The sequence below is a fragment of the Marinobacter sp. V34 genome (assembly GCF_055524115.1).
This window is the reverse complement of record NZ_JBUPZY010000008.1, coordinates 40,087-64,137: the sequence shown is the minus strand read 5'-3', so window position 1 is coordinate 64,137 and position 24,051 is coordinate 40,087. Positions and strand designations below refer to the sequence as shown.

Annotated in this window: 20 protein-coding genes; 9 read left to right on the top strand and 11 right to left on the bottom strand. The window is 57.8% G+C overall.

The window, feature by feature from the left end:
- Window positions 1–155: 155 nt before the first annotated feature.
- Both guaD and AC0B60_RS13915 read right to left on the bottom strand, forming a co-directional pair.
- Window positions 156–1,457, bottom strand: coding sequence for a guanine deaminase (gene guaD / locus AC0B60_RS13920; RefSeq protein WP_465086428.1), 1,302 nt, complete (start codon window positions 1,455–1,457; stop codon window positions 156–158).
- A gap of 189 nt (window positions 1,458–1,646) precedes the next feature.
- A complete protein-coding gene (locus AC0B60_RS13915; RefSeq protein ID WP_465086427.1) occupies window positions 1,647–2,333 on the bottom strand; it encodes a TetR family transcriptional regulator C-terminal domain-containing protein in 687 nt (228 codons plus the stop codon).
- A 279-nt stretch (window positions 2,334–2,612) separates the two neighbouring features.
- On the opposite strand from AC0B60_RS13915, the gene xdhA reads away from it, so the two are divergent.
- From xdhA to AC0B60_RS13875, 8 genes are all read left to right on the top strand, one after another.
- Complete coding sequence (gene xdhA, locus AC0B60_RS13910; RefSeq protein WP_465086426.1) at window positions 2,613–4,172, top strand: xanthine dehydrogenase small subunit; 1,560 nt, start codon at window positions 2,613–2,615, stop codon at window positions 4,170–4,172.
- Window positions 4,165–6,531: a xanthine dehydrogenase molybdopterin binding subunit gene (xdhB, locus tag AC0B60_RS13905; RefSeq protein WP_465086425.1), complete on the top strand. Its 2,367-nt coding sequence runs from the start codon at window positions 4,165–4,167 to the stop codon at window positions 6,529–6,531. Before xdhA ends, xdhB begins: the two co-directional genes overlap by 8 nt.
- Window positions 6,516–7,394 (top strand): xanthine dehydrogenase accessory protein XdhC, encoded by an 879-nt coding sequence (gene xdhC / locus AC0B60_RS13900; RefSeq protein ID WP_465086423.1) that lies wholly within the window; start codon window positions 6,516–6,518, stop codon window positions 7,392–7,394. The genes xdhB and xdhC overlap by 16 nt, the downstream gene beginning before the upstream one ends.
- Before the next feature lie 170 nt (window positions 7,395–7,564).
- Window positions 7,565–8,920: an 8-oxoguanine deaminase gene (locus AC0B60_RS13895; RefSeq protein ID WP_465086422.1), complete on the top strand. Its 1,356-nt coding sequence runs from the start codon at window positions 7,565–7,567 to the stop codon at window positions 8,918–8,920.
- A gap of 70 nt (window positions 8,921–8,990) precedes the next feature.
- The gene (locus tag AC0B60_RS13890) at window positions 8,991–10,388 is read left to right on the top strand and encodes a uracil-xanthine permease family protein (RefSeq protein WP_465086421.1); all 1,398 of its coding nucleotides are present in this window, start codon (window positions 8,991–8,993) and stop codon (window positions 10,386–10,388) included.
- Between the two features lie 61 nt (window positions 10,389–10,449).
- Complete coding sequence (locus AC0B60_RS13885; RefSeq protein WP_465086420.1) at window positions 10,450–10,869, top strand: GlcG/HbpS family heme-binding protein; 420 nt, start codon at window positions 10,450–10,452, stop codon at window positions 10,867–10,869.
- A gap of 48 nt (window positions 10,870–10,917) precedes the next feature.
- Window positions 10,918–12,840 (top strand): methyl-accepting chemotaxis protein, encoded by a 1,923-nt coding sequence (locus tag AC0B60_RS13880; protein WP_465086419.1) that lies wholly within the window; start codon window positions 10,918–10,920, stop codon window positions 12,838–12,840.
- 65 nt (window positions 12,841–12,905) lie between these two features.
- Window positions 12,906–13,718, top strand: a complete 813-nt coding sequence (locus tag AC0B60_RS13875; protein WP_465086418.1) for a substrate-binding periplasmic protein — start codon at window positions 12,906–12,908, stop codon at window positions 13,716–13,718.
- 41 nt (window positions 13,719–13,759) lie between these two features.
- Here the strand turns inward: AC0B60_RS13875 and AC0B60_RS13870 are convergent, their stop codons facing one another.
- The 3 genes from AC0B60_RS13870 to AC0B60_RS13860 all read right to left on the bottom strand — a co-directional run bounded on the left by AC0B60_RS13870 (window position 13,760) and on the right by AC0B60_RS13860 (window position 16,803).
- Window positions 13,760–14,362: a hypothetical protein gene (locus AC0B60_RS13870; RefSeq protein ID WP_465086416.1), complete on the bottom strand. Its 603-nt coding sequence runs from the start codon at window positions 14,360–14,362 to the stop codon at window positions 13,760–13,762.
- Between the two features lie 80 nt (window positions 14,363–14,442).
- Window positions 14,443–15,750 (bottom strand): methyl-accepting chemotaxis protein, encoded by a 1,308-nt coding sequence (locus AC0B60_RS13865; protein ID WP_465086415.1) that lies wholly within the window; start codon window positions 15,748–15,750, stop codon window positions 14,443–14,445.
- Window positions 15,751–15,912: 162 nt separating this feature from the next.
- Window positions 15,913–16,803: a LysR family transcriptional regulator gene (locus AC0B60_RS13860; RefSeq protein WP_465086413.1), complete on the bottom strand. Its 891-nt coding sequence runs from the start codon at window positions 16,801–16,803 to the stop codon at window positions 15,913–15,915.
- Between the two features lie 140 nt (window positions 16,804–16,943).
- On the opposite strand from AC0B60_RS13860, the gene AC0B60_RS13855 reads away from it, so the two are divergent.
- The gene (locus AC0B60_RS13855) at window positions 16,944–17,264 is read left to right on the top strand and encodes a hypothetical protein (protein WP_465086412.1); all 321 of its coding nucleotides are present in this window, start codon (window positions 16,944–16,946) and stop codon (window positions 17,262–17,264) included.
- Here the strand turns inward: AC0B60_RS13855 and AC0B60_RS13850 are convergent.
- Genes AC0B60_RS13850 through AC0B60_RS13825 form a run of 6 tightly spaced genes read right to left on the bottom strand, consistent with a single transcriptional unit; the run spans window position 17,255 to window position 23,878 of the window.
- Window positions 17,255–19,057, bottom strand: a complete 1,803-nt coding sequence (locus AC0B60_RS13850; RefSeq protein WP_465086411.1) for an AMP-dependent synthetase/ligase — start codon at window positions 19,055–19,057, stop codon at window positions 17,255–17,257. The genes AC0B60_RS13855 and AC0B60_RS13850 overlap by 10 nt on opposite strands.
- Window positions 19,054–19,863 (bottom strand): ABC transporter ATP-binding protein, encoded by an 810-nt coding sequence (locus AC0B60_RS13845; protein WP_465086410.1) that lies wholly within the window; start codon window positions 19,861–19,863, stop codon window positions 19,054–19,056. The genes AC0B60_RS13850 and AC0B60_RS13845 overlap by 4 nt, the downstream gene beginning before the upstream one ends.
- Window positions 19,864–19,871: 8 nt before the next feature.
- Window positions 19,872–21,080 carry an ABC transporter substrate-binding protein gene (locus AC0B60_RS13840; RefSeq protein ID WP_465086409.1) on the bottom strand — a complete coding sequence of 403 codons (1,209 nt, stop codon included), beginning with the start codon at window positions 21,078–21,080 and terminating at the stop codon, window positions 19,872–19,874.
- A 59-nt stretch (window positions 21,081–21,139) separates the two neighbouring features.
- Complete coding sequence (locus AC0B60_RS13835) at window positions 21,140–22,183, bottom strand: branched-chain amino acid ABC transporter permease (RefSeq protein WP_465086408.1); 1,044 nt, start codon at window positions 22,181–22,183, stop codon at window positions 21,140–21,142.
- Between the two features lies 1 nt (window position 22,184).
- Window positions 22,185–23,063 carry a branched-chain amino acid ABC transporter permease gene (locus AC0B60_RS13830; protein ID WP_465086407.1) on the bottom strand — a complete coding sequence of 293 codons (879 nt, stop codon included), beginning with the start codon at window positions 23,061–23,063 and terminating at the stop codon, window positions 22,185–22,187.
- The gene (locus AC0B60_RS13825; RefSeq protein WP_465086406.1) at window positions 23,063–23,878 is read right to left on the bottom strand and encodes an ABC transporter ATP-binding protein; all 816 of its coding nucleotides are present in this window, start codon (window positions 23,876–23,878) and stop codon (window positions 23,063–23,065) included. The genes AC0B60_RS13830 and AC0B60_RS13825 overlap by 1 nt, the downstream gene beginning before the upstream one ends.
- Window positions 23,879–24,051 lie beyond the last annotated feature (173 nt).

Below are 24,051 nucleotides of genomic sequence, written 5' to 3'. Positions count from 1 at the left end.
ACTCCGATTATGCTTTTGTATACAACAATTGCAACAAAATTCTTATAACGATTGTGCACAAGAAGAAATGAGGACCAAAAGAGGTGTGGTAGAACGGCTCTGGACCGAGGGTAGGCGTGCCCATCAGCGGCAACGGGCAGCCCACCAGTGGCACGCTATCGGCGATGAACGGACGCGCCCGCGCTGAAGGTTTCCTTCACCACACGGTCATCTCCAAGAATCATCAGGGCAAACAGCGTTTCCTCCAGGCTTTTGGAGTGCTTCAGGCGGTAACTGATCAGCGGCGTGGCCTCATAATCCAGCACAACAAAATCCGCCTCTTTCCCGGCCTGCAGGCTGCCAATCCTGTCATCAAGGTAGAGGGACCGGGCTCCGCCCAGCGTCGCGAGGTAAAAGGCTTTAAAAGGATCCAGCTTCTGCCCCTGCAGTTGCAGCACCTTGTACGCCTCGTTAAGGCTTTGAAGCTGGGAAAAACTGGTACCCGCCCCTACATCCGTGCCCAGGCCAACGCGTACCCCATGCGACTCCAGTTGCGCCAGGTCGAGCAAACCACTACCAAGGAAAAGGTTCGACGTCGGGCAAAAGGCAACCGCCGAGCCAGTGTCGCCCAGCCGCCTGCATTCGTCGTCATGCAGGTGAACACCGTGTGCAAACACTGATCGTTCGCCGATCAGGCCATGGTGGTCGTATACATCTAGATAACCATCCCGCTCTGGAAACAGCTCGTTGACCCACTCAATCTCCTGCCGGTTCTCGGAAATGTGAGTGTGCATGTACAAGCCCGGGAATTCCTTGAAGAGCTTGCCTGCGAGCTCAAGTTGCTCGTTGGAGCTCGTCGGTGCAAATCGGGGCGTCACCGCATAGGACAAACGGCCCTTTCCATGCCAACGCTCGATAAGCTCCTTGCTGTCCGCATAACCGGATTCCGCTGTATCCACCAGATAGTCCGGAGCGCAACGGTCCATCAGCACCTTGCCCGCAATCATCCGCAGGTTCAGCCTGGACGCCTGCTCGAAAAAAGCATCCACCGACTGCTTGTGGACGGTTCCGAAGACCAGGGCCGTCGTTGTTCCGTTTCTCAGCAGTTCACGGAGGAAAATATCGGCCTGGGCATGAGCGTGCTGGGAATCATCAAACTGCCCCTCGCAAGGAAAGGTGTAGGTTTCCAGCCAGTCCAGCAACTGGGCGCCATAGGAGCCGATGATTCCCACCTGTGGATAGTGGATATGGGTATCGACGAAGCCCGGAGTTATCAGGGCATTCTCGTAGTGAACGACCTCGACCTCAGAAGACAGTGATGGCAACAGGCTCTCCGCCACGCCAATCTCGACGACCATGCCGTCCTCGACCACTAACAGGCCATCTTCAAAATACTCGTAGGAACGTTCCGCACCCACCACGCCCGGGTCGGCGATGCAGTGGAAAACAGAGGCACGGTAGGCTTTGCGCTGGGACATGGTCACTCTCGTCAGTTCTATTGTCGCATTGGTGTTGTTGGCGACGATTGGATTGCGTGTCTCAGGGAAATTTAAACAGGATTGGTAGCTCGGTCAACAAAAAACTGACCAACAAGTCAGGAAATATTCACGGCCGAAAGCTATCGAAGGCATACGACGGCGGTATGCCAGGCACTACAGAGTCAGGAGTTAGGGCGCGAGGCCACAACCGCGCAGAATGACAGACGTCAGGAAATCCGCAGCGTGCTGAAAGTCACTTTCGGTATATTCACTCTTGTCTTCAATCGCGAGGATCTGGACTTGGAAGTCAGCGTAGTGTTGGGTGGATGACCAGATCAGGAGAATGAGTTGCACCGGATCGACGGGCGCCATTCGACCCGCGTCTATCCACTGCTGAATCACGCCCGCTCGCGCCTGTACCCATTCCCGCATAGTCGTGGACAGGTGATCCTTGAGGACCGGCGCCCCCTGAATGATTTCCAACGCGAACAGACGAGATGCCAGGGGGTGAGTCCTGGACAGCTCTACCTTGGCGTGAATAAAGCTGGCCAGGGTCGTGGCGGGATCGTCTTCTGGCTGTATCTTCGAGAACATCTCGTTCCACCGCCCCATGATGTCATCCATCAACGCGTAGTACATGCGCTTTTTATTGCTGAAATAGTAAAGCACGTTGGATTTCGGCAGGCCCGCCCTATCCGCAATTTTCTGAACGGTGGTTGCTCCGAAGCCGTTCTGGGAAAACTCCTTTTCCGCAGCCATCAGAATACGCTCACGATTGCGCTCACGGATTCGGCCCGGGCGCACTTTCTTGCGCTTGCTGGCTGATGACGTTGTTAGCTTGGTTTCGGGGGAGTCTGGTTCGATTTGACGGGTCATGGTGTCGAGTAGCTTCAGGTTGGAACGTCGAGGCTCCGACGATAGCCGATCTCTGTGCGGCAATCAAAGGAATAGTCTTTACATAACAAACTGGACTATTTGGTCAGGAAATTGTAAAAAGAATAACGGGCCCATGTGACTCTTAGCATCCGTGATGCGGCATCGCCTGTGCAACTACTGAAATCAATCAAGGGCTTACGCCAATGACTCTGATGCTCAGTCTTAACAAAGAGAAAAGCAGAAAGAGACCGGCGCAAGTGCAGAAGAGCGGGAAAATTTGTGATCAGATTCTACTTGAACGGCCAACTACAAAAACTCAACCAAGTCGACCCGAATCTAAGCATCCTCGACTGGCTGCGCACCAAGAAGCGACTGACAGGCACCAAGGAAGGCTGCGCGTCGGGCGACTGCGGGGCTTGCACCGTGGTGATCGGCTCGCCCGACCCTGAGCAGTCCGGGCAACTCCGCTACGACAGCGTGAACAGCTGCATCGCGATCGTCGGAAGCCTGCACGGCAAACATCTGGTGACCGTCGACGCGCTAACCCAGGAGCCAGCTCACCCGGTACAGAAGGAGATGGTGGAGTGTCACGGAGCCCAGTGCGGCTTCTGCACACCCGGCATCATCATGTCGCTATTTGCCCTACATACAGAAAGCGCGGCGAATGGTTCCGTGCCCGACGACGACGCATTATTGGAAGCGCTGTCTGGCAACCTTTGCCGCTGTACAGGTTACCGGCCAATCATCGAGGCCGGGCGTCGGGCTTGCGTGCAAACGTGGGAACCCGGTACCGGCAACGCAGTACTGAGCCGAAGCAGTGCGCTCAGTGGTCCGGATGGCGCGACCCCGAACAACCCCGCGCCGGGCCTTAGCGGCATAGCCTGGCTGCAGGACCCCGAAATGATCGCCGACCTGCTAAGCGTGCAGAATACGGCTGGCGAACTCACCGACGATCATGGCTACCGATACGACGCGCCAGCCTCCCTGGACGCACTGCGCGGGCTGTGCCGTCAGTTTCCCAAGGCAAGGTTGATTGCCGGCGGCACCGACCTGGCTCTTGAAATCACCCAACAGCTCAAAGACCTTGATCACCTGATCGGTCTGGGTGGCATCGAGGCGTTGCAGGAGATCCACGAGGACGAAGACGGGATCTATCTCGGAGCCGGAGTTACCTACCGCGCCATGTTCCATAAGCTGGAGGAGCGTTGGCCCCACTTCGGGCCGATGCTGGAGCGCCTGGGTTCACGCCAGATCCGCAACCGCGGGACTGTTGGGGGCAATATCGGGAACGCATCGCCAATCGGTGACATGCCGCCAGCACTGATTGCGCTGGGGGCAGAGCTCGACCTGGACAGCGTTGATGGTACCCGGCGCCTGCGCCTTGAAGACTTCTTTCACGGCTATAAGCAGACCGACCTCCAGCCTCACGAATTCATTCGGGGCACCTGGATCCCCAACCCGGCACCTGACGAGAACCTGTTCATCTACAAAGTCTCCAAGCGAATTGATGACGACATTTCCGCGGTGCTGGGTGCCTTTTGGCTCAAGCGCGACGGCGAAACAATCAAGGACTGCCGACTGGCCTTTGGTGGGATGGCAGCAACACCAAAACGGGCCAGTGGCGCTGAAGCGGCGCTTCGAGGACAGCCCTGGAATGCAGACACGGTTGCGGCCGCCATTGCCGCACTGGAACTCGAATTTGAACCCATGACAGACGTGCGAGGGTCCGCAGCGTACCGCCTGCAGGTAGCCGGCAACCTGCTGCGCCGCGCGTTTTTGGAGAGCACTCAAGACACCACAACAACAAACCAAGCCCTCATGGTGACTGACTATGCGTAAACTACCTCCCAATATTCCGCGGCCCACCACAACGGCAAAAGGGCTGACAGGCACCCAGGCGTTTCATGACAGTGCCTGGAAGCACGTTCGTGGACAGGCACGCTATATAGACGACCTTCCCGAACCCGCAGAACTCCTGCACGCGGCCGTTGGCCAAAGTACGCAGGCCCATGCCCGTATCACCGCCATGGATCTCAGCGAGGTTTGGGCCTACCCCGGCGTCGTCTCGGTCATGACCGTCGAGGACGTGCCCGGCCATACGGATATCGGGCCTGTCTTCCCTGGCGATCCGGTTCTGGCCGGGGATGTGGTCGAACATGTGGGCCAACCGTTGTTTGCCGTTGCGGCAACAAGTCATCGCGCGGCCCGCCAGGCGGCCCGACTTGCGAAAGTCAGTTATGAGTCCCTTCCTGCCGCGCTGACCGCAGAGGCCGCGCTTGATCAGCAGTTGTTCGTGCGCCCAAGTCATACCCAACTGAGGGGTGACCCGGATAAAGCACTTGCCGAAGCGCCTAATCGCCTGCAGGCCCAGATGCACGTTGGCGGACAGGAGCATTTCTATCTGGAAGGACAGGCGTGCCTGGTAGAGCCTACCGAAGACGCGGGCGTGTTTGTTCATACCTCCAGCCAGCACCCGTCCGAGGTGCAAAAACTGGTGGCCGAAGTCCTTGACCTCCCCATTCATGAAGTCCAGGTGGAAGTACGGCGCATGGGTGGCGGCTTCGGCGGCAAGGAAACCCAGGCCGCACCGCTGGCCTGTATCTCGGCCCTGCTTGCCCGACGCACAGGACGGCCCGTCAAGTACCGGATGGCGCGCTACGACGACATGGTACAAACGGGCAAACGACACGACTTTTTCAACACCTATGATATCGGCTTCGATAACGAAGGTGTGCTACAGGGCTCTGACATCATGGTGGCCGGCCGCTGTGGTTTTTCGCCCGACCTGTCTGATGCCATCGTCGACCGCGCCATGTTTCATTCCGACAACGCCTATAGCCTTGGGCAGGCGCGAGTCGTTGGTCACCGCTGCAAAACCCATACGGTGTCCAATACGGCGTTCCGGGGTTTCGGTGGCCCCCAGGGCATGATGATCATTGAACGGGCGATGGATGATATCGCCCGTCATCTCGATATGGACCCGCTGGATGTCCGCAAGCGCAACCTGTACGGGCCAGGCCGTGACGTGACCCACTACGGCCAAACCATCGAGCAGCACGTTTTACCGGAACTGATTGACACACTCGAGGCCAGCTCCGACTACCGTCAGCGTCGTACCGAGATTTCCAGGTTCAACAAAGAGAACACGGTACTGAAACGGGGTTTGGCCCTGACGCCGGTGAAATTTGGCATCTCATTCACGGCAAAGCACCTCAATCAGGCCGGCGCACTGGTGCACGTTTACACCGACGGCAGCATTCACCTCAATCACGGCGGCACGGAAATGGGCCAGGGGCTTTACATCAAGGTAGCCCAGGTCGTGGCCGCGGCATTCCAGGTAGACCTGGACCGGGTAAAAGTGTCCGCGACCCGGACCGACAAAGTGCCCAACACCTCACCGACGGCCGCCTCCTCGGGTACGGACCTGAATGGCATGGCCGCCCTGGATGCCTGCGAGAAGATCAAGCAGCGCCTGGTCGAGTTTGCCGCCGAAACCTACGGTGTGAGCGCGGACTCGGTACGGTTCGAAAACAACCAGGTCCATGTCGACGAACAGCAGTTCGGCTGGGCGGAGTTCGTGCAGCAGGCTTACATGGCGCGGGTTTCGTTGTCGTCCAACGGGTTCTACAGCACACCCAAGATTCACTATGACCGTGGAACCGGTCAAGGCCGGCCCTTCCTGTATTACGCCAATGGGGCTGCCTGCGCAGAGGTGGTGGTTGATACCCTTACCGGAGAGTACAAGGTCATGCGGGTGGACATCCTTCACGACGTGGGACAGTCGCTGAACCCGGCCGTGGACATTGGCCAGATTGAAGGTGGATTTGTTCAGGGTATGGGCTGGTTGACCACTGAAGAGTTGGTCTTTAACGACGAAGGCCGACTGTTGTCCAACGGCCCGGCGACCTACAAAATCCCGGCTGTCTCCGACGCGCCACCGGATTTCCGGGTGGCCCTGCTGCCGCACAGCCCCAATCGGGAAGCCACCGTATTCCGCTCAAAGGCCGTGGGCGAACCGCCACTCATGCTGGGCATGGCCGTATGGTCTGCCCTGCGTGACGCTGTTTCGAGCGTGGCGGATTATCGCTATAGCCCGCCACTGGACACGCCTGCGACACCAGAGCGGGTGCTCCAGGCTGTCACAGCAACCGAGCGCTGGGTTGCAGCGCAAGGGGAACCGTCATGCAAGAACGCCTGACCTGGATCCAAGCCGTTGCTGACTGCGAACGTCGCGGTCAGCCCTATGTTTTGGTCACGGTGCTGGGCGTAACAGGCTCGGTACCACGGGAGCCGGCCAGTAAGATGGTCGTCACCCGGGAACACAGCTACGACACCATCGGCGGCGGCCACCTGGAATACCGGGTGATCGCCCGCGCCCGCGAGCGCCTGGCAAATCACGAATACAGTTACGAGCTGGCGCATTTCCCCCTGGGCGCCAGCCTCGGACAATGCTGTGGTGGTAGCGTGGCGGTGCTGCTGGAAGCCCAGCCTGGCGGCGATGCCCGCCTTGTGGTCTTTGGCGCAGGTCACGTCAGCCACGCCCTGATGCGCATCGTGGGTGATTTGCCCTGGCAGATCACCTGGGTCGACTCCCGGCAGGAATGTTTTCCGGACAGGACGCCCGACAACACCACGGTTCATTGCACCGACGACCCGGTTGGGGACGTTCCCGACCTGTGCAGCAACGCCCATGTACTGATTCTGACCCACAACCACGCACTGGATTATGACCTCTGCCAGGCGCTGCTAAAACGGGACGATGTGCGCACGATCGGCCTGATCGGTTCGCAGACCAAAGCGGAGCGTTTTCGCCAACGCCTTGGTCACCGCGGGTATGACGAAGCCGATATCGACCGTATCCGCTGCCCCGTCGGGCGCAGTGACATCCCGGGTAAGCGGCCCATGGAAGTCGCGGTGTCCATTTCCGCGGAGCTTCTTAGCCTGGTCGCTTCCGACACGGCCGAGAAGCCATCAAAACGAGGTCTCTCCTGGGGGGCACTCAAAGCGCTTACGAAGGAAGTTAAACCTAACGAGGTTGAGGTCGCGGGCCACAAAACGTAACTCAGCAGACAACCTGACATTGCTGCCAACCCCGGCCCGGCGCCCGCTTGAGCGCCGGGCCGGCAAATACCTCGTCATTAAAAGTTCAATTTGCTCACAATTTTTCTTGACAAGTAATACATATTTGTACGAAGTTATCGGTAACAATGTATACAACATGAGCTGCAGGAATGACCGAAACAGACCACAGATTATGGATTCGCAATCCGCTTGCCTGCTCTGACCCAGGCGCTGCCGGTGGTATTGTCGTCACAGGAACAAGAATTGTGGAAAAAGTGGCCGGGGGGCAGCAACCTCTCCAGCCCGTTACCGAGACCTTCGATGCTTCCGAGCATGTCCTGTTACCCGGCTTGGTGAATACCCACCATCACTTCTACCAAACCCTGACCCGTGCCTATTCCCCCGCGCTCAATAAAGAGTTATTTCCCTGGCTGACCACGCTTTACGATGTCTGGGCCAATCTCAACGACAGCCAGATGGCCCTGGCCAGCGAACTGGCGATGGTCGAGCTACTGATGTCGGGATGCACCACCGTAGCGGACCATCACTACGTCTTTTCCGGTGCCTTGGTAAACGCGATTGACTGTCAGGTCGAAACTGCCCAGCGCCTCGGCGTTCGTGCCGCCCTGACTCGTGGGTCCATGAGCGTCGGGCGCGACGATGGCGGTCTGCCGCCACAGACCGTGGTGCAGGACGAGCAAACCATTGTCGATGACAGCCAGCGTCTTATCGACCGTTACCACCAGCGTGCTGAAGGGGCCATGACCACCATCGCCCTGGCCCCTTGCTCACCGTTTTCAGTAAGCCGGGAGTTGATGCGCGAGAGCGCGCGGCTTGCAGAGAAGAACGACGTTCGCCTCCACACCCATCTTGCCGAAACTGAAGATGAGACCGCCTACTGCCAGAAGCTGTTTGGCATACGCCCTCTGGATTACCTCGAGGACAGTGGCTGGCTCACTGATCGCACGTGGCTGGCCCATGGCATTCATTTCAATGACGATGAGATCCAGCGCCTTGGCCGCGCAGGCACGGGCATCGCTCACTGTCCCTCTTCAAACATGGTTCTGGGCTCAGGGCTCTGCCGGACCCTCGAACTCGAAGCGGCGGGCTCACCGGTCGGATTGGCGGTCGATGGATCAGCGTCGAGCGACCACTCGAACCTTGCGTCGGAAATGCGTCAGGCACTGCTTCTGGGCCGCCTGCGTTACTCGCCGAGCCAGGTAACGCACGAAGCCGTCATCCGCTGGGCAACGGAAGGCTCGGCCCGCTGCCTGGGACGAACCGATATCGGCGGACTGGAGCCAGGCCAGCAGGCGGACCTGGCCCTGTTCAAACTTGATGAGCCGCGGTTTTCGGGCGCAGAGAATCCACTGGCTGCATTATTACTGTGTGGCGCACAGCGCGCTGACCGGGTCATGGTCGCCGGGCGCTGGAGAGTGACCGGCGGTCTGCCCTGCGACGTCGATCTTGACGCGCTGATGGCACGCCATGATGAGGCGGCCCGCCAACTAAGGAGAGCCATTTAGAAGATCTTTGTAGAGCTATTGGTAGTCAACAGTCAGGCATTCCTACAAAAACAACACCTAGGAGAGACTCATGACAACAAGTACATCCGAACGGCCAGATACCGGTCCAGCAGACCGTTATAGCACCCGCGACGTTAATTCCATGCCGCCCTTGCGCCGAGCGATTCCGCTGGGCATTCAACATGTTCTGGCGATGTTCGTTAGCAACGTGACCGTGCCGATCATCATCGCGGGGGCGGCGGACCTGCCTCCCGATCAGACCGCTTTTATGGTTCAGGCAGCGATGTTTGTCGCTGGCATCGCAACCCTGTTGCAATCCCTGGGCCTCGGGCCCATCGGTGCCCGCCTTCCTATTGTCATGGGGACCAGTTTCGGATTCGTACCGGTCCTGATTCCCATTGCCATCGGCATGGGGTTGCCCGCCGCCCTTGGAGCAGCGTTGTGCGGAGGCGTCGCAATGGCGCTGATGGGGCTGTTTCTTCCCTGGTTTCGGTTTTTGTTCCCGCCAGTGGTGACTGGAACCTTTGTCGTGATGCTGGGCATATTGTTGATGCCCGTTGGCCTTGCCTACGCCGGTGGTGGTTTCGGCGTATCGGATTTCGGTGCCCCCCATCACATCGGGCTGGCCTCGCTTGTTCTCGTCGTAACCGTGGGTCTTCACCAGTTCGGCCGAGGTATCTGGAGTGAAGTTGCCCCACTGGCCGGCTTACTGGTTGGCTTCGTTGCTGCCGCGGCCTTTGGCTATGTCGATTTCTCCAAGGTGGGCGATGCAGACTGGGTGACGTTCCCCACCCCGTTGGGCATTGGTATCGAGTTCCATATGGCCGCCATCATCCCCGTGGTGGTGCTGTCTCTGGTCACCGTGGCCGAATCCATCGGCGATATAGTGGGTACCACCGCGGGGGGACTGAACCGTGAACCCACCAAGAAGGAGCTCTCCGGCGGCGTCATGGCCGATGGCATCGCGAGCGTGTTTGCCGCCATCTTCAATGCGTTCCCCCAGATCAGTTTCAGCCAGAACGTGGGCATGGTCGCATTGACGGGTGTTGTTAGCCGCTATGTAGTCGCGATTGGCGGAGGATTCCTGGTGTTGGCCGGCCTGTTGCCAAAGCTCGGCGGTCTCGTTTCCAGTATTCCCAACGCGGTGCTCGGCGGCGCGGTACTGCTGATGTTCGGCATGATCGCCAGTGCCGGCATTAAAATGCTCAGCCAGGTGCCATTCGACAAGCGCAACATGCTGATCATTGGCACCTCTCTAACCATAGCCGTGGGCTTGCCGGCGCAAGAGGGGCTCTATGCCAACCTGTCGGAAAACCTGCAAGCGATGATCGAATCCGGTTTGATCCCCGGGGCCATTACCGCCATCGCGTTGAACCTTATCCTTCCAAAAATCCCAAACCCGGTGCCCGATGACGCTGAACGCCCTGAAAGCTCTAAAAGCACGGCAATGAAGCCGGACTCACTTTGAACACCTGGGTGACTGAGAGCTGAAAAACCATGTCTCCCAACGATAAACCAAGGAAAACTCGATGAAAACAAAACCAGTGCTAGGCTTAACAGACGTAAATCTGATTCTCGACGCGGCTCAGAAAGAGGCTGAAGCCAACGGCTGGCCGGTGACCATAGCGGTGGCCGACGATGGTGGCCATGTCCTGGGGCTGCGTCGGCTGGACGCAACGGCGCCATTCACCGCGCATGTCGCGATGGAAAAGGCCAGTAGCGCCGCGATCGGCCGAAAAGAAACACAGATTTTCGAAGATATGATCAACAATGGGCGAAATGCTTTTCTTTCCGCACCGCTCCAAGGGCTCCTCGCCGGCGGCGTACCAGTAATCCTGGACGATCAGGTGGCCGGGAGTGTGGGAGTCTCCGGCGTCAAACCTGACCAGGACGTGCGGATAGCCAAGGCTGGCATTGAGGCGATCACCTCATCCGTGAAACGCCTTTGAAAAATGGATCGCCCTGTCGACCACTGACGTCATCGCACTGGAGTATCCATGAGCATTCGCCTAAAGCTAATCATAGGAATGGGGGCAGCACTGCTTGCCAGCACGTTGCTGTTGGTTTCCCTCAACATCTTCCAGATGCGCGGGCTTCTTGATCAATACCTGCTCAACTCCGCCCTGCCATCCAGCCTGGAGGCCATAGCAAACTCCGTTGAGCGAGACCTTCAGGCGCCTATTACAGCCTCACAGCTGATCGCAGGGAACAGCTACCTCAAAGAGTGGATAAGTGACAATGAGCCGCAACAAGGGCTCGCCCCTGCCACCCGCTACCTTGAGGGGGTAAGGCGTAGCCAGGAAGCCTCCTCCGCCCATTTCGTGTCGGTGAACACGGGCAACTACTACACCCACCAGGGCATCGACAGGGTAGTGACACCCCAGGCGGACCGATGGTTCTACGATTTTCTGAAAAGCGGCGAGACCATGGAGCTGTCGCTGGACGTAGACAAAGCGACTGGCAAGCCTACCCTCTTCATCAATGCCCGCATGGAGGACCGTGGCGAGGCTATCGCGGTTACCGGCGTCGGGATCGGGCTGAATCAGATGGCGGAGCGAATCCGGGAATTCCGCTTTGGTGAAACCGGCATCGTGTACCTGGTGTCTGAAAAAGGTCAGGTCAACATTCATCCGGACCTTCAGAAAACAGACCAGCCCCTATCAAAGGTTCTCTCTCCGACGGTCGCCGCCGAACTGCTGCAGGGCTCAACTTACCATCTGACCGAGTTTGATCGTGATGGCCGCAGCTACATTGCCGCCAGCCTGCCTCTGTCGATCACGGACTGGCGTGTCGTCGTAGAGGTTCCGTCTGCCGAGATCTATGGCGAAGCCAGCCGTGCCAATCAAACCTCGTTGTTCGTCGGCGTCCTCGTAGCCGTTGTTTTCCTGGGCATCATAGCTCTGGTCGCCACTCGCATGACGAAGCCACTGACGAAAATCACTCGGGCGTTGACCGAAATTGCCAAGGGTGGCGGTGATCTCACCCAGGAACTGGCGGTCGAACGCAAAGACGAGCTGGGCCAATTGGCGACTGGATTTAACCAGTTTGTCGGGGCACAACGAGAGATGGTTCGGGGCCTTTTGGAGACAGCAATCCGGCTCAAGGCATTTGTCGAGCAAACGTCCACCGTCATAACGGCCAACACCGACCGAGCCAAGGAGCAAAGCAGCCTGACAGACTCGGTGGCCACAGCGGTATGCGAGATGGAAGCCACGGTTCAGGAAATTGCCAAAAGCGCCACGGAAACGGCAAACCAACTGGAGCAGGTCGGCAACAGCGCCAGCGACATTCGTGAAGGCATGTCTCGCTCCATCGCCCAGGTCGAGGGAATGGCGAATAACATCCGCGAATCGGCCTCGGCGATCCAACAGTTGGCTACCGAAGCGCGGGATATTGGCCAGGTCATCGAAGTGATCAATGCCATATCCGATCAGACTAATCTACTGGCTTTGAACGCCGCCATAGAAGCAGCCCGGGCCGGTGAACATGGGCGCGGATTCTCTGTGGTCGCTGACGAAGTTCGCAGCCTGGCACAGAAGACGCAATCATCAACCAAGCAAATTCGAACCATTATCGAGCGTTTGCAGGAGGGCTCCGAGCGTGCGGTCGAGACGATGGCCACAAGCGAAAAAGCCACCGAAGAAACCGTCAGTACCTCCGCCAGCATGGGCAAGGCCCTGGATGGAATCGGCGAAAACGTGGACCGGATTGTAGAGATGAGCCACCAGGTGGCTGCAGCAACCGAAGAACAAAGCTCCGTTACCGAGGAAATCAGCTCAAACGTTCAGGACATTTCTCATCTCAGCACGCGTTCGAGCGAGGACATGACGGCAGCCAGCCGTGAAATTGAAGAATTACGTGCGATGGCTGAAAAGCTCGAAGCTCAAATGAAAGCGTTCCGGCTCGACCGTGAAGACTGACCTAATGCGGAAAATATCCGGACGCTATACAGCTCATCCAACAACGACTATATAGGGAGCCATCAGTGAAACATATATTCGCCGCCTGCCTGCTGTTTGCCTTGACCGCCCAGGCAACTGCGCAGACATACGTGGTGGGAGTGGAACAAGGAAGCTTCCTGCCCCATTACGGGGTTGACGAACAAGGCCAATACAGCGGTTTCGCCCGTGAACTACTGGACCTTTTCGCCGAACATGCCGGCGTAACATTCGTTTATAAACCGTTGCCCGTCGAAGAACTGATGCCGGCCCTGGTTGAAGGCAAGGTGGACTTCAAGTACCCGGATCATCCCGACTGGGCCCGTTCGGCAAAAACCGGGGATCGGATGAGCTACAGCCGCCCCATCGTGGAATATGTTGACGGCGTTCTGGTGTCTCCGCGCCGCCTCGGCCTGGATGGGGACCACCTTAAACGCATCGGTCTTGTCGATGGCTGGACGGCCCGGGGATACGAGGAAAAGATCGAGGCCTCGCAGATACTCCCGGTACCCAGCGACAGCCTGCCGGAAATGATTCACCAGGCTTTGCTGAAGAACAGTGACGGCGCTTACTACAACGTGGTGGTCGCCCTGCACCACATCAATAATGTTCGGATAAGACCGGGCGTTCTCGTGTTCGATCCCAATCTCCCGCATACCCGAAGCTCCTACCGGCTTTCAACGATCAGGCATGGGGATTTGCTACCGCGCTTCGACAGTTTTATGAAGGAGCGCCACGAACAAGTCGCGGCGATCAAAGCCAAACACCGGGTAGAGGCCAACATTGGCACCGAATACTTTGGCATGGAGCAATGGAAAGTGGATTTTCTCAAACGGCAAAAGGCGAAAAACACTCAGTGAAACTGACCCTTTCGCCACATTCTTTCCCGAACTGATCAAGGCTACTGAGGACACAGTTCCGTTTCCAGCCAACGGTGCACTTCATGCCGGTGACGCCTGCGATTGAGCTGTTCACTGTGGATATCGCGGGGAAAAATCTCCGATACGCCATCATGCCTCAGCCAGAAACGCCGGCGTACGCCCACGGCATAGTGGCTGGGGCCGTGAACCACCGCGGCCCGGATTTCAACGGCAGTAACATCCTCGAACAGGTAGTCACCGTCACCGCCGCTATCGTCACTTCGGCGCCCCAGGATAATGTTGCGGAATGAACCCAGCACCAAGTACCCACCAGGCTGCAGAGGCCCCTGCCGCAAAACCTGGTGCACATTACTGTCATCCGCCCCAACCCGGCGATATTCGGTGACCGTCAGGGTTTTCTCTTCGCCACTGCGGGTTTGCAGTACCACCTGCACACACTGCACATGGATGGTTTCTTTACCCATATTCACCAACAGACACAGGGCGTCCGGGTTTTCGCTCTGGGCATGATGAATGACCATATAGGGGCGGTTATTGCGCTGATACTGGATCAGGAACAACTGGAAATATATGATCCAGATAATCGCCATGACCGCGCTGCTGATGGGGCTGATATATTCCATTCGCTCTCCTGTTTCAGTCGACGTATGCGATTACACGTTCTGTCGATACACCGGGATTTCAACCCCATCTCCGAAACAGATTACCCCTCGCTACTCAACCGCGCCACCACAGCCGCCAGATCCGTCATACCCTTCTCCACCTGCTGAATGCCGGTAGCAATGCCGGAAATTTCGTCCGAACTGCGACGTGAAAGCGTCGAAACCCCGTCCATATTCGCGCGTAGAGACTCGATCAAGTGACTGTTCTTGCCTACCACCGTGGAAATTTCTTCCAGAGATTGAGCGGTCTTTGCAGCCAGTTTACGCACCTCGTCGGCCACCACTGCGAACCCACGCCCCATTTCGCCAGCACGGGCAGCTTCGATCGCAGCGTTCAGGGCCAACAGGTTGGTCTGCTCTGCCACGGTGCGGATGGTGCTGACAATGCTGCCAATCTGCTCGGCCTGGGTCTCGAGATCCCGACTGACCTCTGTGGCGCTGGCGACCTCTACCAGTGCCGACGCCGAGGTGTCGACCGCAAGGTTGAGGGCACGAGTGGCTTCTGCCGCAATCTGTGACGTTTCCTCGGAAGTGGCGGCGGCTACGTCGGCCGCCTCGCGGGCATTGTTCACCCGCGCGGTAATGTCCGAGGCAAACTTGATCACCTTGTATACCTGCCCTTCGGCATCCAGCACAGGGCTATACGTGGCTTCCAGCCAGATACTTTTGCCGCTTTTGTCCCTGCGTTCAAACTGCCCAGAAAAGCTCTCACCGCGAGCCAACCGCTTCCAGAAGTCCGGATTATCGCGATAGAAATCATCAAAGCAGAACATCTTGTGGTGCTGATGGATGATCTCGTCTTTGGCGTACCCTGTGGTGGCCAGGAAGTTTTCGTTGGCTTCCAGTATCTTGCCGTCGGGCGTGAACTTGATGACTGCCATGTACCGGTCGATGGCATCAAGCATGGCGGTATCATTCGCCACTTTGTCCTGGGCGGCGGTCGCGTCTGTTGCCAACTTAACGACCTTGAATACTTTCCCTTCCTCATTGGTGACGGGAAAGTAGGTGGCCTCCAGCCAGACACGTCGACCATCCTTGGCAAAGCGGGGGAAAGTGCCTTGTTTCTTGATGCCGCGCCCGAGGTCATCCCAGAAGCGCTGATATTCTGACGATGCCGTATAGCTTGAGTCACACAGTGACCGATGGTGCTTGCCAATGACTTCCTGGCGCTCGTACCCAATAATGGAGAGCAGGATATCATTGGCAGACTCTACAATTCCCGAAGGGCTGAACTCGATATACCCGATCTGGGAGGCAATGGCATTCAGGGTTTGCTGAACCCTCTCCTGTTCGCCCCTGGAGACCGTTAACTGATCCGTCAATTCCGCAATACGATGGCGCCCAAACATACACTCTCTCCCTGATGGATGAAGCGGCAATTTGTTCAATATATGCTCAACCCATCGGAGAAATAAGTAGTTTAAAGTACAGTTAAGGCAACGAACTGTAAGAAACAATTACATTACATGTTTAGCGATATGACCACCTTGAAACCAAGAGATTCCTGGATATCACCTTAAGTCTACAAACGCGTCCTTCACATGCCGGGCCAGCTCGTCGTTGACCGGATTGCTGCCACTGCGCACCAGTGCAATCTGATAATCCGCCAGCGTTGGCAGCCCTTCCCGATCAAGTTTTCGCAGCGGCGGGCGCACCAGGCTGACCGGAAAGGGCGCAACCGCCAGGTCCGACAACATCGCCGCTTCCTGGCCGAAACAGTTGTCACAGGTGTAGGCGACCCGATAGGAAATGTGGGCGTCACCCAGGGCCGTCAGCGCTGCCCGGCGCCATACACATCCATGGCTGGCGAGAGCTACTGGCAAGGGTGAGCGGTTGGCGGCAACTCCACCTTCGCGACCAGCCCACACCAACGGTTCCGTGTGCACGACTTCCCCCCGTCGCTCCTGGCCCTCATTACCAATGGTGACCAGCACCATGTCCAGTTCTCCGGCGTCGAGCCGATCCAGGTTCTGCTGGCTCGAGCCTACAACCACATCCACCTGAACGGCCGGGCACGAGCGCGCAAACTGTGCCAGCACGCCCGGCAGGATACGACTGCCCACATCGTCTGACGTACCGAGACTGACCCGGCCTTCCAGCACGGGTGAGAGGAACTGCTGGATGGCCTCCTCGTTCAATCGCAGCAGTCGCCGACCATAGCCTAGCAACACTTCTCCCTCAGGCGTCAGCCTGACGCGACGGGCTTCACGCACAAAGAGGACGTGGCCGAGAATTCCCTCGAGCCGTTTGATCTGCATGCTCAGGGCCGAAGGGGTACGAAAAACCTGTTTCGCAGCCCGGGTAAAGCTTCCACTCTCGGCAATGGCCACGAAGGTTCTCAATACGTCGGTATCCAGTAGCGGGCCAACCTCGCGGCTGGTCGCAGGTTCGGTACTGTTCATAAGCCACCTTTCAATTTTTCTTAACTCATATGTTAAATCTTTTCGTTTGTTTGATCAAAGGTGGCGTTGCATGCTGATTACCATGCCCCAGCGAACACGCGAGGGCTCCCATACTGATGACTGAACAGGAGATTGAAACGATGAGCCATTACCAGGAATTCCGCCGCCCGCAGCTTCGTCCAGACTCCCCCGCCAAGCCTCCGGAGCTGGAGATTTACATGCCAGCCACCCCGCCACTGGCGTTCATGGCAACGATTGAGTTCTGGGTCAGGATCTTCCGGCGCAGGCACCATTTTCGTCGGCTGTTCCTGCCCCTACTGAAGGAAGATGACGAGATACTGGTGGATATCGGCTTCGAGAGAACGGATATTCAGTGGGCTCTCAGTCTTCCACTGAAGGTCGACGCCCTTAAGGCGCTGGAGGCCTGTCGCAGGGCACGAGGTAAACAATTTCAACCATAAAGCGACTCAATGACGTCCGCATACTTCTCATAGATGTTGCTTCTGCGCACCTTCATGGTGGCCGTCACTTCATCATCGTCATGGTCGAGTTCTTTGGTGAGCAAGTGGAAACGCTTGATCTGCGCTACTTGGGGCAACTGGTTATTACCCTCGCTCACTGCCGCTTCAATCAGTTCGCTCACCCTGTCCTGCTCAGTCAGACTGCGGAAGGTGGTGTAGGCAACCCGTTGCTGTTCGGCCCACTTGGCCACGGTGTCAAAATCGATCTGTATCAGGGCGGAAACGTATTTCCGTGCCTCGCCAATCACAATGCATTCCTTGATATAGGGGCTGGCCTTGATGGTGTTCTCAATTTCCGTCGGCGACAGGTTCTTGCCGCCAGCGGTGATCATGATGTCTTTCAGGCGGTCGACAATCTTGAGTTGGCCGCCCCGCCATTCGCCCACATCGCCGGTATGCAGCCAACCGTCTTTCAGGGTTGAGGCAGTCGCCTCGTCGCTCTTGTAGTACCCCTTGAACATGCTGCCGCCACGCATGATGATCTCGTTGTGCTCACCGAGTTTGACCTCAACGCCGGCAATCGCGACACCCACGGTTCCAAGATGCACATCATCCACCGGCTGTGCGGTTGCCACGCCGGTACTTTCCGTCTGGCCATAGACTTCCAGCAGGGGAATCCCAATAGTCCGGAAGAATTCCAGGATGCCTGTGGAAATGGGGGCGGCGCCAGTCATTGCGATGGTACATCGGCGCAGGCCAATGAAATTCTGCAGAGCCCGGAACACCAGCCAATAACTGAGACTGTATAGGCCTTTTTCTTTCAGGCTCCACTGCGTCCGGGGTTTGGTGGCCATGGGCGAACATGCCCGGATTGCCCAATTGAACAATGCCCGACGGAGGCGTCCGGTCTCCTGGATCTTGATATAGATGGCGGAATGCAGCTTCTCCCATATCCTGGGCACGCCCAGGAAAAAGGTCGGCGCAATTTCCCGCAAGTCTTCCTGGACGGTCCGCAAGCTCTCGCCAAAACTGACGGAGCTGCCTGCATAGACCGGCGCAATGTTGGTTACCGCTTGCTCCGCCACATGGCAAAGCGGCAGGTAAGAAAGGCTGGAACCGCGATCGTCCGCCTGCAGCAACTCAATAAGGCCGGGTGCGGCAGCGTGAAGATTACCCCAGCTGATCATGGCGCCCTTCGGCCGCCCGGTAGAGCCGGAGGTGTAGATCATCAGGGCGGTGTCATCCATTCGCTGGCCATCCAGCAAGTCGTCCACCAGCCGCGGATGATCTTTCTCAAACGCCCGGCCTCTGGCTTCGATGTCCTCGAACGCCGCCGGGGGCTCGGGGTAGTAGCGAAGGCCTTTCATATCAATGGCAATGGTGTGCTTCAACTGGGGCAGTTGGGGCCAGGCTTCCAGCACTTTATCGGTCTGCTCCTGATCCTCACACACCACGATGCTCGCATCGCTGTGCTCGAGAACGTAGGCCACCTCATTCCAGGGGCTGGTCGGATACACACCAACGCAGATGCCCCGAACCATGCCAATACCCATCTGGGCAATCACCCACTCCACCCGATTTTCGGAAATGATGGCCACATGGCCACCCTCCTCCAACCCCATGGCGCGGAGGCCAAGACCGAAATGTCGGGCACGGTCGTAGTAGTCCCGCCAGGAATAGGCCTGCCAGATACCGAAGTCTTTCTGGCGCAGGGCCAGGGCATCCGGTCGCTCTTTTGCGTGGGCCCGAAGCATCTGGGTCAGTGTCAGGTCCGGTAGGGCAAGTGTTGTCATGACAGCCACCGTTTACGGCGTTTATAGTGCTTGATGTCGCGGTAGCTGCGAGCCTTACCTTCTTTACCACCCACACCCAGGTAGAATTCCTGAACGTCTTCGTTCGCCGTTAGCTTGTCCGCTGGCCCGTCGATCACGATCTTGCCGTTCTCCATGATGTAACCGTATGACGCAATCGCCAGAGACACCGCCGCATTCTGCTCCACCAGAAGAATCGCGGTGCCCTGTTCACGGTTGATCCGCGCCACAATGGTAAAAATCTCCTCCACCAGCAGCGGCGCCAGGCCCAGCGAAGGCTCATCCAGCATGATCAGTGCGGGCTGGGCAATCAGCGCCCGGCCCAAAGCCAACATTTGCTGTTCGCCGCCGGAGAGGTAACCGGCCAACTGCTTACGGCGTTCCTTCAGGCGTGGAAAATAGTCATAGACCAGTTCGTAGCTGTCGCCCAGGGAGGGTTTGTTGCCGCTGAGCGCGTAGGTGGCAGCGATCAGGTTCTCCTCCACCGTGAGGTCTTCAAACACACGGCGGCCTTCCATGACATGAAACAACCCGTTGCGCACCAGTTTTTCGGGAGGCGTGCCCTTTACATCCCTGCCCCGGAAACGCACCTCGCCGGCGGTCACTTCCCCATCTTCCAGGGTCAGCAGGCCGGAGACACTTTTCAGCGTGGTGGATTTGCCAGCACCATTGGAACCGAGGAGCGCCACAATGGCACCCTCTGGCACCCGCAGTGACAGGCCCCTCAGGACCTGCACCGACTTATTGTAGACCACCTCGATATTATCGATTTCCAGTAAGGCTTCCATACAGCCCCTCAGTCGAGGTGAATCCAGTCCGATACTGGCTCGTAACGGCCTTTATCGGCATTCACTCGCCAGATACGTCCAACCGGGAACGACATGTTCCGAACGGTGACCGGAATACCAATAATGCCGCCGGTATCCCAGTCCTCAATAGACGCAAGAGACTCGGCCATGTTATCCCCGGTCAGTTCTTTTCCCGCATCCAGGGTGCGCTTGACCACTTCAGTCCAGACCATGGCGTTAAACCACCCCTGCATGTAGCCAGTCGGACGGTAGTCAGCCTCCGGATCGCTCTTCTCAGCCTGGGCACGAAGGGCCTCAAGCATCGGGCCGCTTTCTTCACTGTCGTAGTAGTTGTAGGGCATCACACCCATGTAACCATCGGCATCCGCCCCCATCTTGTCGATGATCAACTTGTCCGAAGACCAGAAGGTGCCCATAAACTGGGTATCGAGGCCCATCTGGCGCATCTGCACCATGAACTCGTTGATCGGCGACAGCACGTAGCCATGGAACACCACGTAGTCTGGTCGTACCCGGCGAAGCTTAAGGACCTCGGCAGACACATCCACGCTGCCAGGCTTGGTCACGATATCCTCGACGACTTCGATGCCCAGTTCGCCCGCCCGGGCTTTGCCATTTTCGATGGGGTCCTTGCCGAACTCGGTATCACTGTATACAAAGGCCACGGTGGGCATATCACCGCCTTCACCCTGGGTGGCGATGTACTCCAGAATGATGCCGAACATCTGGCTGTAGTTCGGGCCGGGAATGAACTGATAAGGGTATTGTTCGTTATCCGTCAGCGCGGTCGCGAACGAGGCCCCGCTCATCAGGGTATTGCCCTGGCTGTTCAGCTCTGAGGCGATGGCCTTCATGAAACCGGTGCTGTCGCCGTAATAGGTAGCCGGGGAACGGCTACCGGAAATCTTCTTGAAGGCCGCCACCGAACGGTCCACCTCATAGGCGGTGTCTTCCATCACATACTCTACCGGGTGGCCATTGATGCCCCCCTGGCTGTTGATCCAGTTGGTGTAGTCGGTCAGACCGGCGTGGATATGAATACCCGCAAACGCAAACACGCCAGAGAGCGGTATGGAGCCGCCAAACACGATGGGCTCCTTGTCCTGTGCCATCACCGGAGCGGCGACGGTCAACGCAGCGACCAGGCTGCCAAGCCCGGCAAGCCGGCAACCTTTTTTGAGGATGTTTCTGAACATGTCTCTTCTCCTTGCGGCTTCTTGTTGTTGGTGTTGCACAGGTTCCCGTGAGAGAACCGTTAGTTCCGGAACGGCCAGAGGCGGAAAAAACGGCGGATTCGGTGCCAGATTTCCGCAAGGCCATGGGGTTCGAAAATCAGGAAGCCCACGATCAGGGCACCAAAAATGATCTCCAGCATTGGCGACATGAACACCGGCGCGCTGGGGTAGAACGGTGTCAGGGCCGCCGTCAGCAGTTTCAGCGCTTCCGGCACCAGGGTCATGAAAGCGGCCCCCAGAATGCCGCCCAACAGATTACCCATACCGCCGACAATCACCGCCGCCAGATAGAAAATCGACATGGACAACGGAAAACTCTCGGGGGTAACCACCCGGTAGAAATAGGCGAACAGGCCACCGGCCACCCCGGCATAGAAGGAGCTGAGCGCAAAGGACATCAGCTTGTAGCGCAAAAGGTTAATGCCGAGAATCTCGGCGGAAATATCCCGGTCACGAATGGCGATAAACGCCCGTCCGATCCTCGTTCTGAACACATTGCGGGCCGCCAGCACCATCAGCACGGCCAGCGGCACAATGATGAAATACATCATGAAATCGCTCTGGAACGTCAACCCGAACAGGTGGGCCGGCTCCAGGCTCAAGCCACCCATGCCACCGGTGACGGATTCCCACTCGGCAAAAATGAAGTGCAGGAACACGCTCGCAGCCAGAGTGGCGATGGCCAGATACAAGCCTTTGACGCGCAGTGAAGGCAGGCCCACCAGAATCCCGACGGCGGCGGCCATGAGCCCGGCCAGCACCAGAGTGACCGGGAACGGCAGGCTGGTGTTAATGGACAGCCAGGCCACTGTATAGGCACCAACGCCCATGAACCCGGCCTGTCCCAGGGAAATCAGCCCGGTAAAACCGGTCAGGATGTTCAGGCCGGTGGTGCTGATCACGGCAATACCAACCAGGCAGCCCAGGTACAGCAGGTAAGAGTCGACGGCAAACGGGAACACCATAAGAATCAGCAGGAAAAGACCCAACCACAGTTTCTGGGTCTGGCTGGTCCAGATTGCCTCATCGGCCTCATAATTCTGTTTTGCGTCACCGATGCGCATCTTACACTCGCTCTATTTCGTGGGTGCCGAAAAGGCCGTAGGGGCGGATCACCAGGATCACTGCCAGCACCAGGAACGTTGCCGGCATCCGGTACTCGCCTCCAAGGTAGGCACCGGCAACTGTTTCCAGCCAGCCAATGAACACGCCAGCCACCAGGGCACCGAGAATGCTGTCGAGGCCGCCAACGATCACCACCACCAGCACACTCAGACCGATGATCCCGAATTGCGGGCTGAGCCCGCCAGTGGCGGCCACCAGCACACCGGCCAACGATGCCGCAAGAGAACCAAACACCCAGGCCATGTTGAACACCCGGCGCACATTAATGCCCATGGAATAAGCCGCAGCCTGATCCGAGGCCGTCGCCCTCAGGGCCACGCCACCCCGGGAAAACCGGAAATAAAGCAGGTAGAGAATGAGCAGTGCGGAGCCGATCAGAAAACCGTAGGCGATTTTTGGGGCGAGGTAGAGCGGGCCGATAAACACCGGCTCTCGCGGCAGAAAACTGGGCAACAACTGCGGATCGGCGGTCCAGATAAACTCCACCAGACCCACCAGGATACTGCCAATCCCGATGGTCACCATCACGACCGAGATGGGGGACTCGCCCAGCATGGGCCGGATCATGGTCTTTTCGATCACCCCGCCGAGAATACTGCCGCCGATCACGGCCAGCGGCAGGGCAATCCATGGTGACAACTCCATGCCGCCAGCAAACGCCAGGAACAGGTAGGCGGCAAACATCATGATCTCGCCGATGGCGAAATTGATCACCCGGGTGGCCTTGTAGATGATCACAAACCCCAGCGCAATAAGGGCGTAAAGCCCACCCATGGCCAGGCCGGCCAGGCTGATTTCACCAAAGAACAACCAATCCATCAGGCGACCTCCCCTTCCGGATTGAGCTTCCTTCGCAAACTGTCGATGTCGCTGTTGCCCAGATAGGCCTTGATCACCTCGGGGTTGTTCTGAACATCCGCAGGCACGCCTTCGGTGATGACCTGGCCAAAATTCAGGACCGCGATATGGTCGGATATGTCCATCACCATGCCCATATCGTGTTCCACCATCAGCACGGTAATGCCCCATTCTTCCCGGATATCCAGAATAAACCTGGCCATATCCTCCTTTTCTTCCCGGTTCATGCCTGCCACCGGTTCATCCAGCATCAAGACCTTAGGTTTCATAGCCAGGGCGCGGGCAAGCTCAACCCGCTTTTGGAGTCCGTAGGAGAGGCTGGCCACCGGCTGTCGTCGTATATGATCAATTTCCAGGAAGTCGATAATCCGCTCTTCCACTTCCTTGCGAACGGCCATCTCCTCCCGGCGGGCGGGCCCGAAATAGGCCAGTGCACTGAGCAGGCCGCTCTTCATGTGTACATGGGCGCCCAGCTTGATGTTGTCGAGTACGGTCATACCCCGGAACAGGGCTATATTCTGAAAGGTTCGGGCCAGGCCAAGTGCGGCTCGCCTGGGCGGCTTGATACTGCCCGGAAGCGGTTGACCCTGATAGCGGATAGTACCCTGCTGTGGTTTGTAGAAACCGGAGATGCAGTTAAAAAGCGACGTCTTGCCGGCACCGTTCGGGCCGATAATAGTCGTGACGGTGTTTTCAGGCACATGGAAGCTGACATCCTGCAGCGCCTTGACGCCACCAAATGAGAGAGACAGGTTACTAATCTCAAGGATGCTCACATTACCTCCCGGCACCCCTGGCGCCGGGCAGACAGGCTGCGCGCACACCCTGCTGGTACCCATCTCACGCCCGAAGATGATTGTCGTTTTTGTTTTTTATTGTCGTCGGGGTTATTCCCGATCCAGACTTAAAGTAGTCCATCCCGGCAATATTCGCCAAACCGCTCTATGCT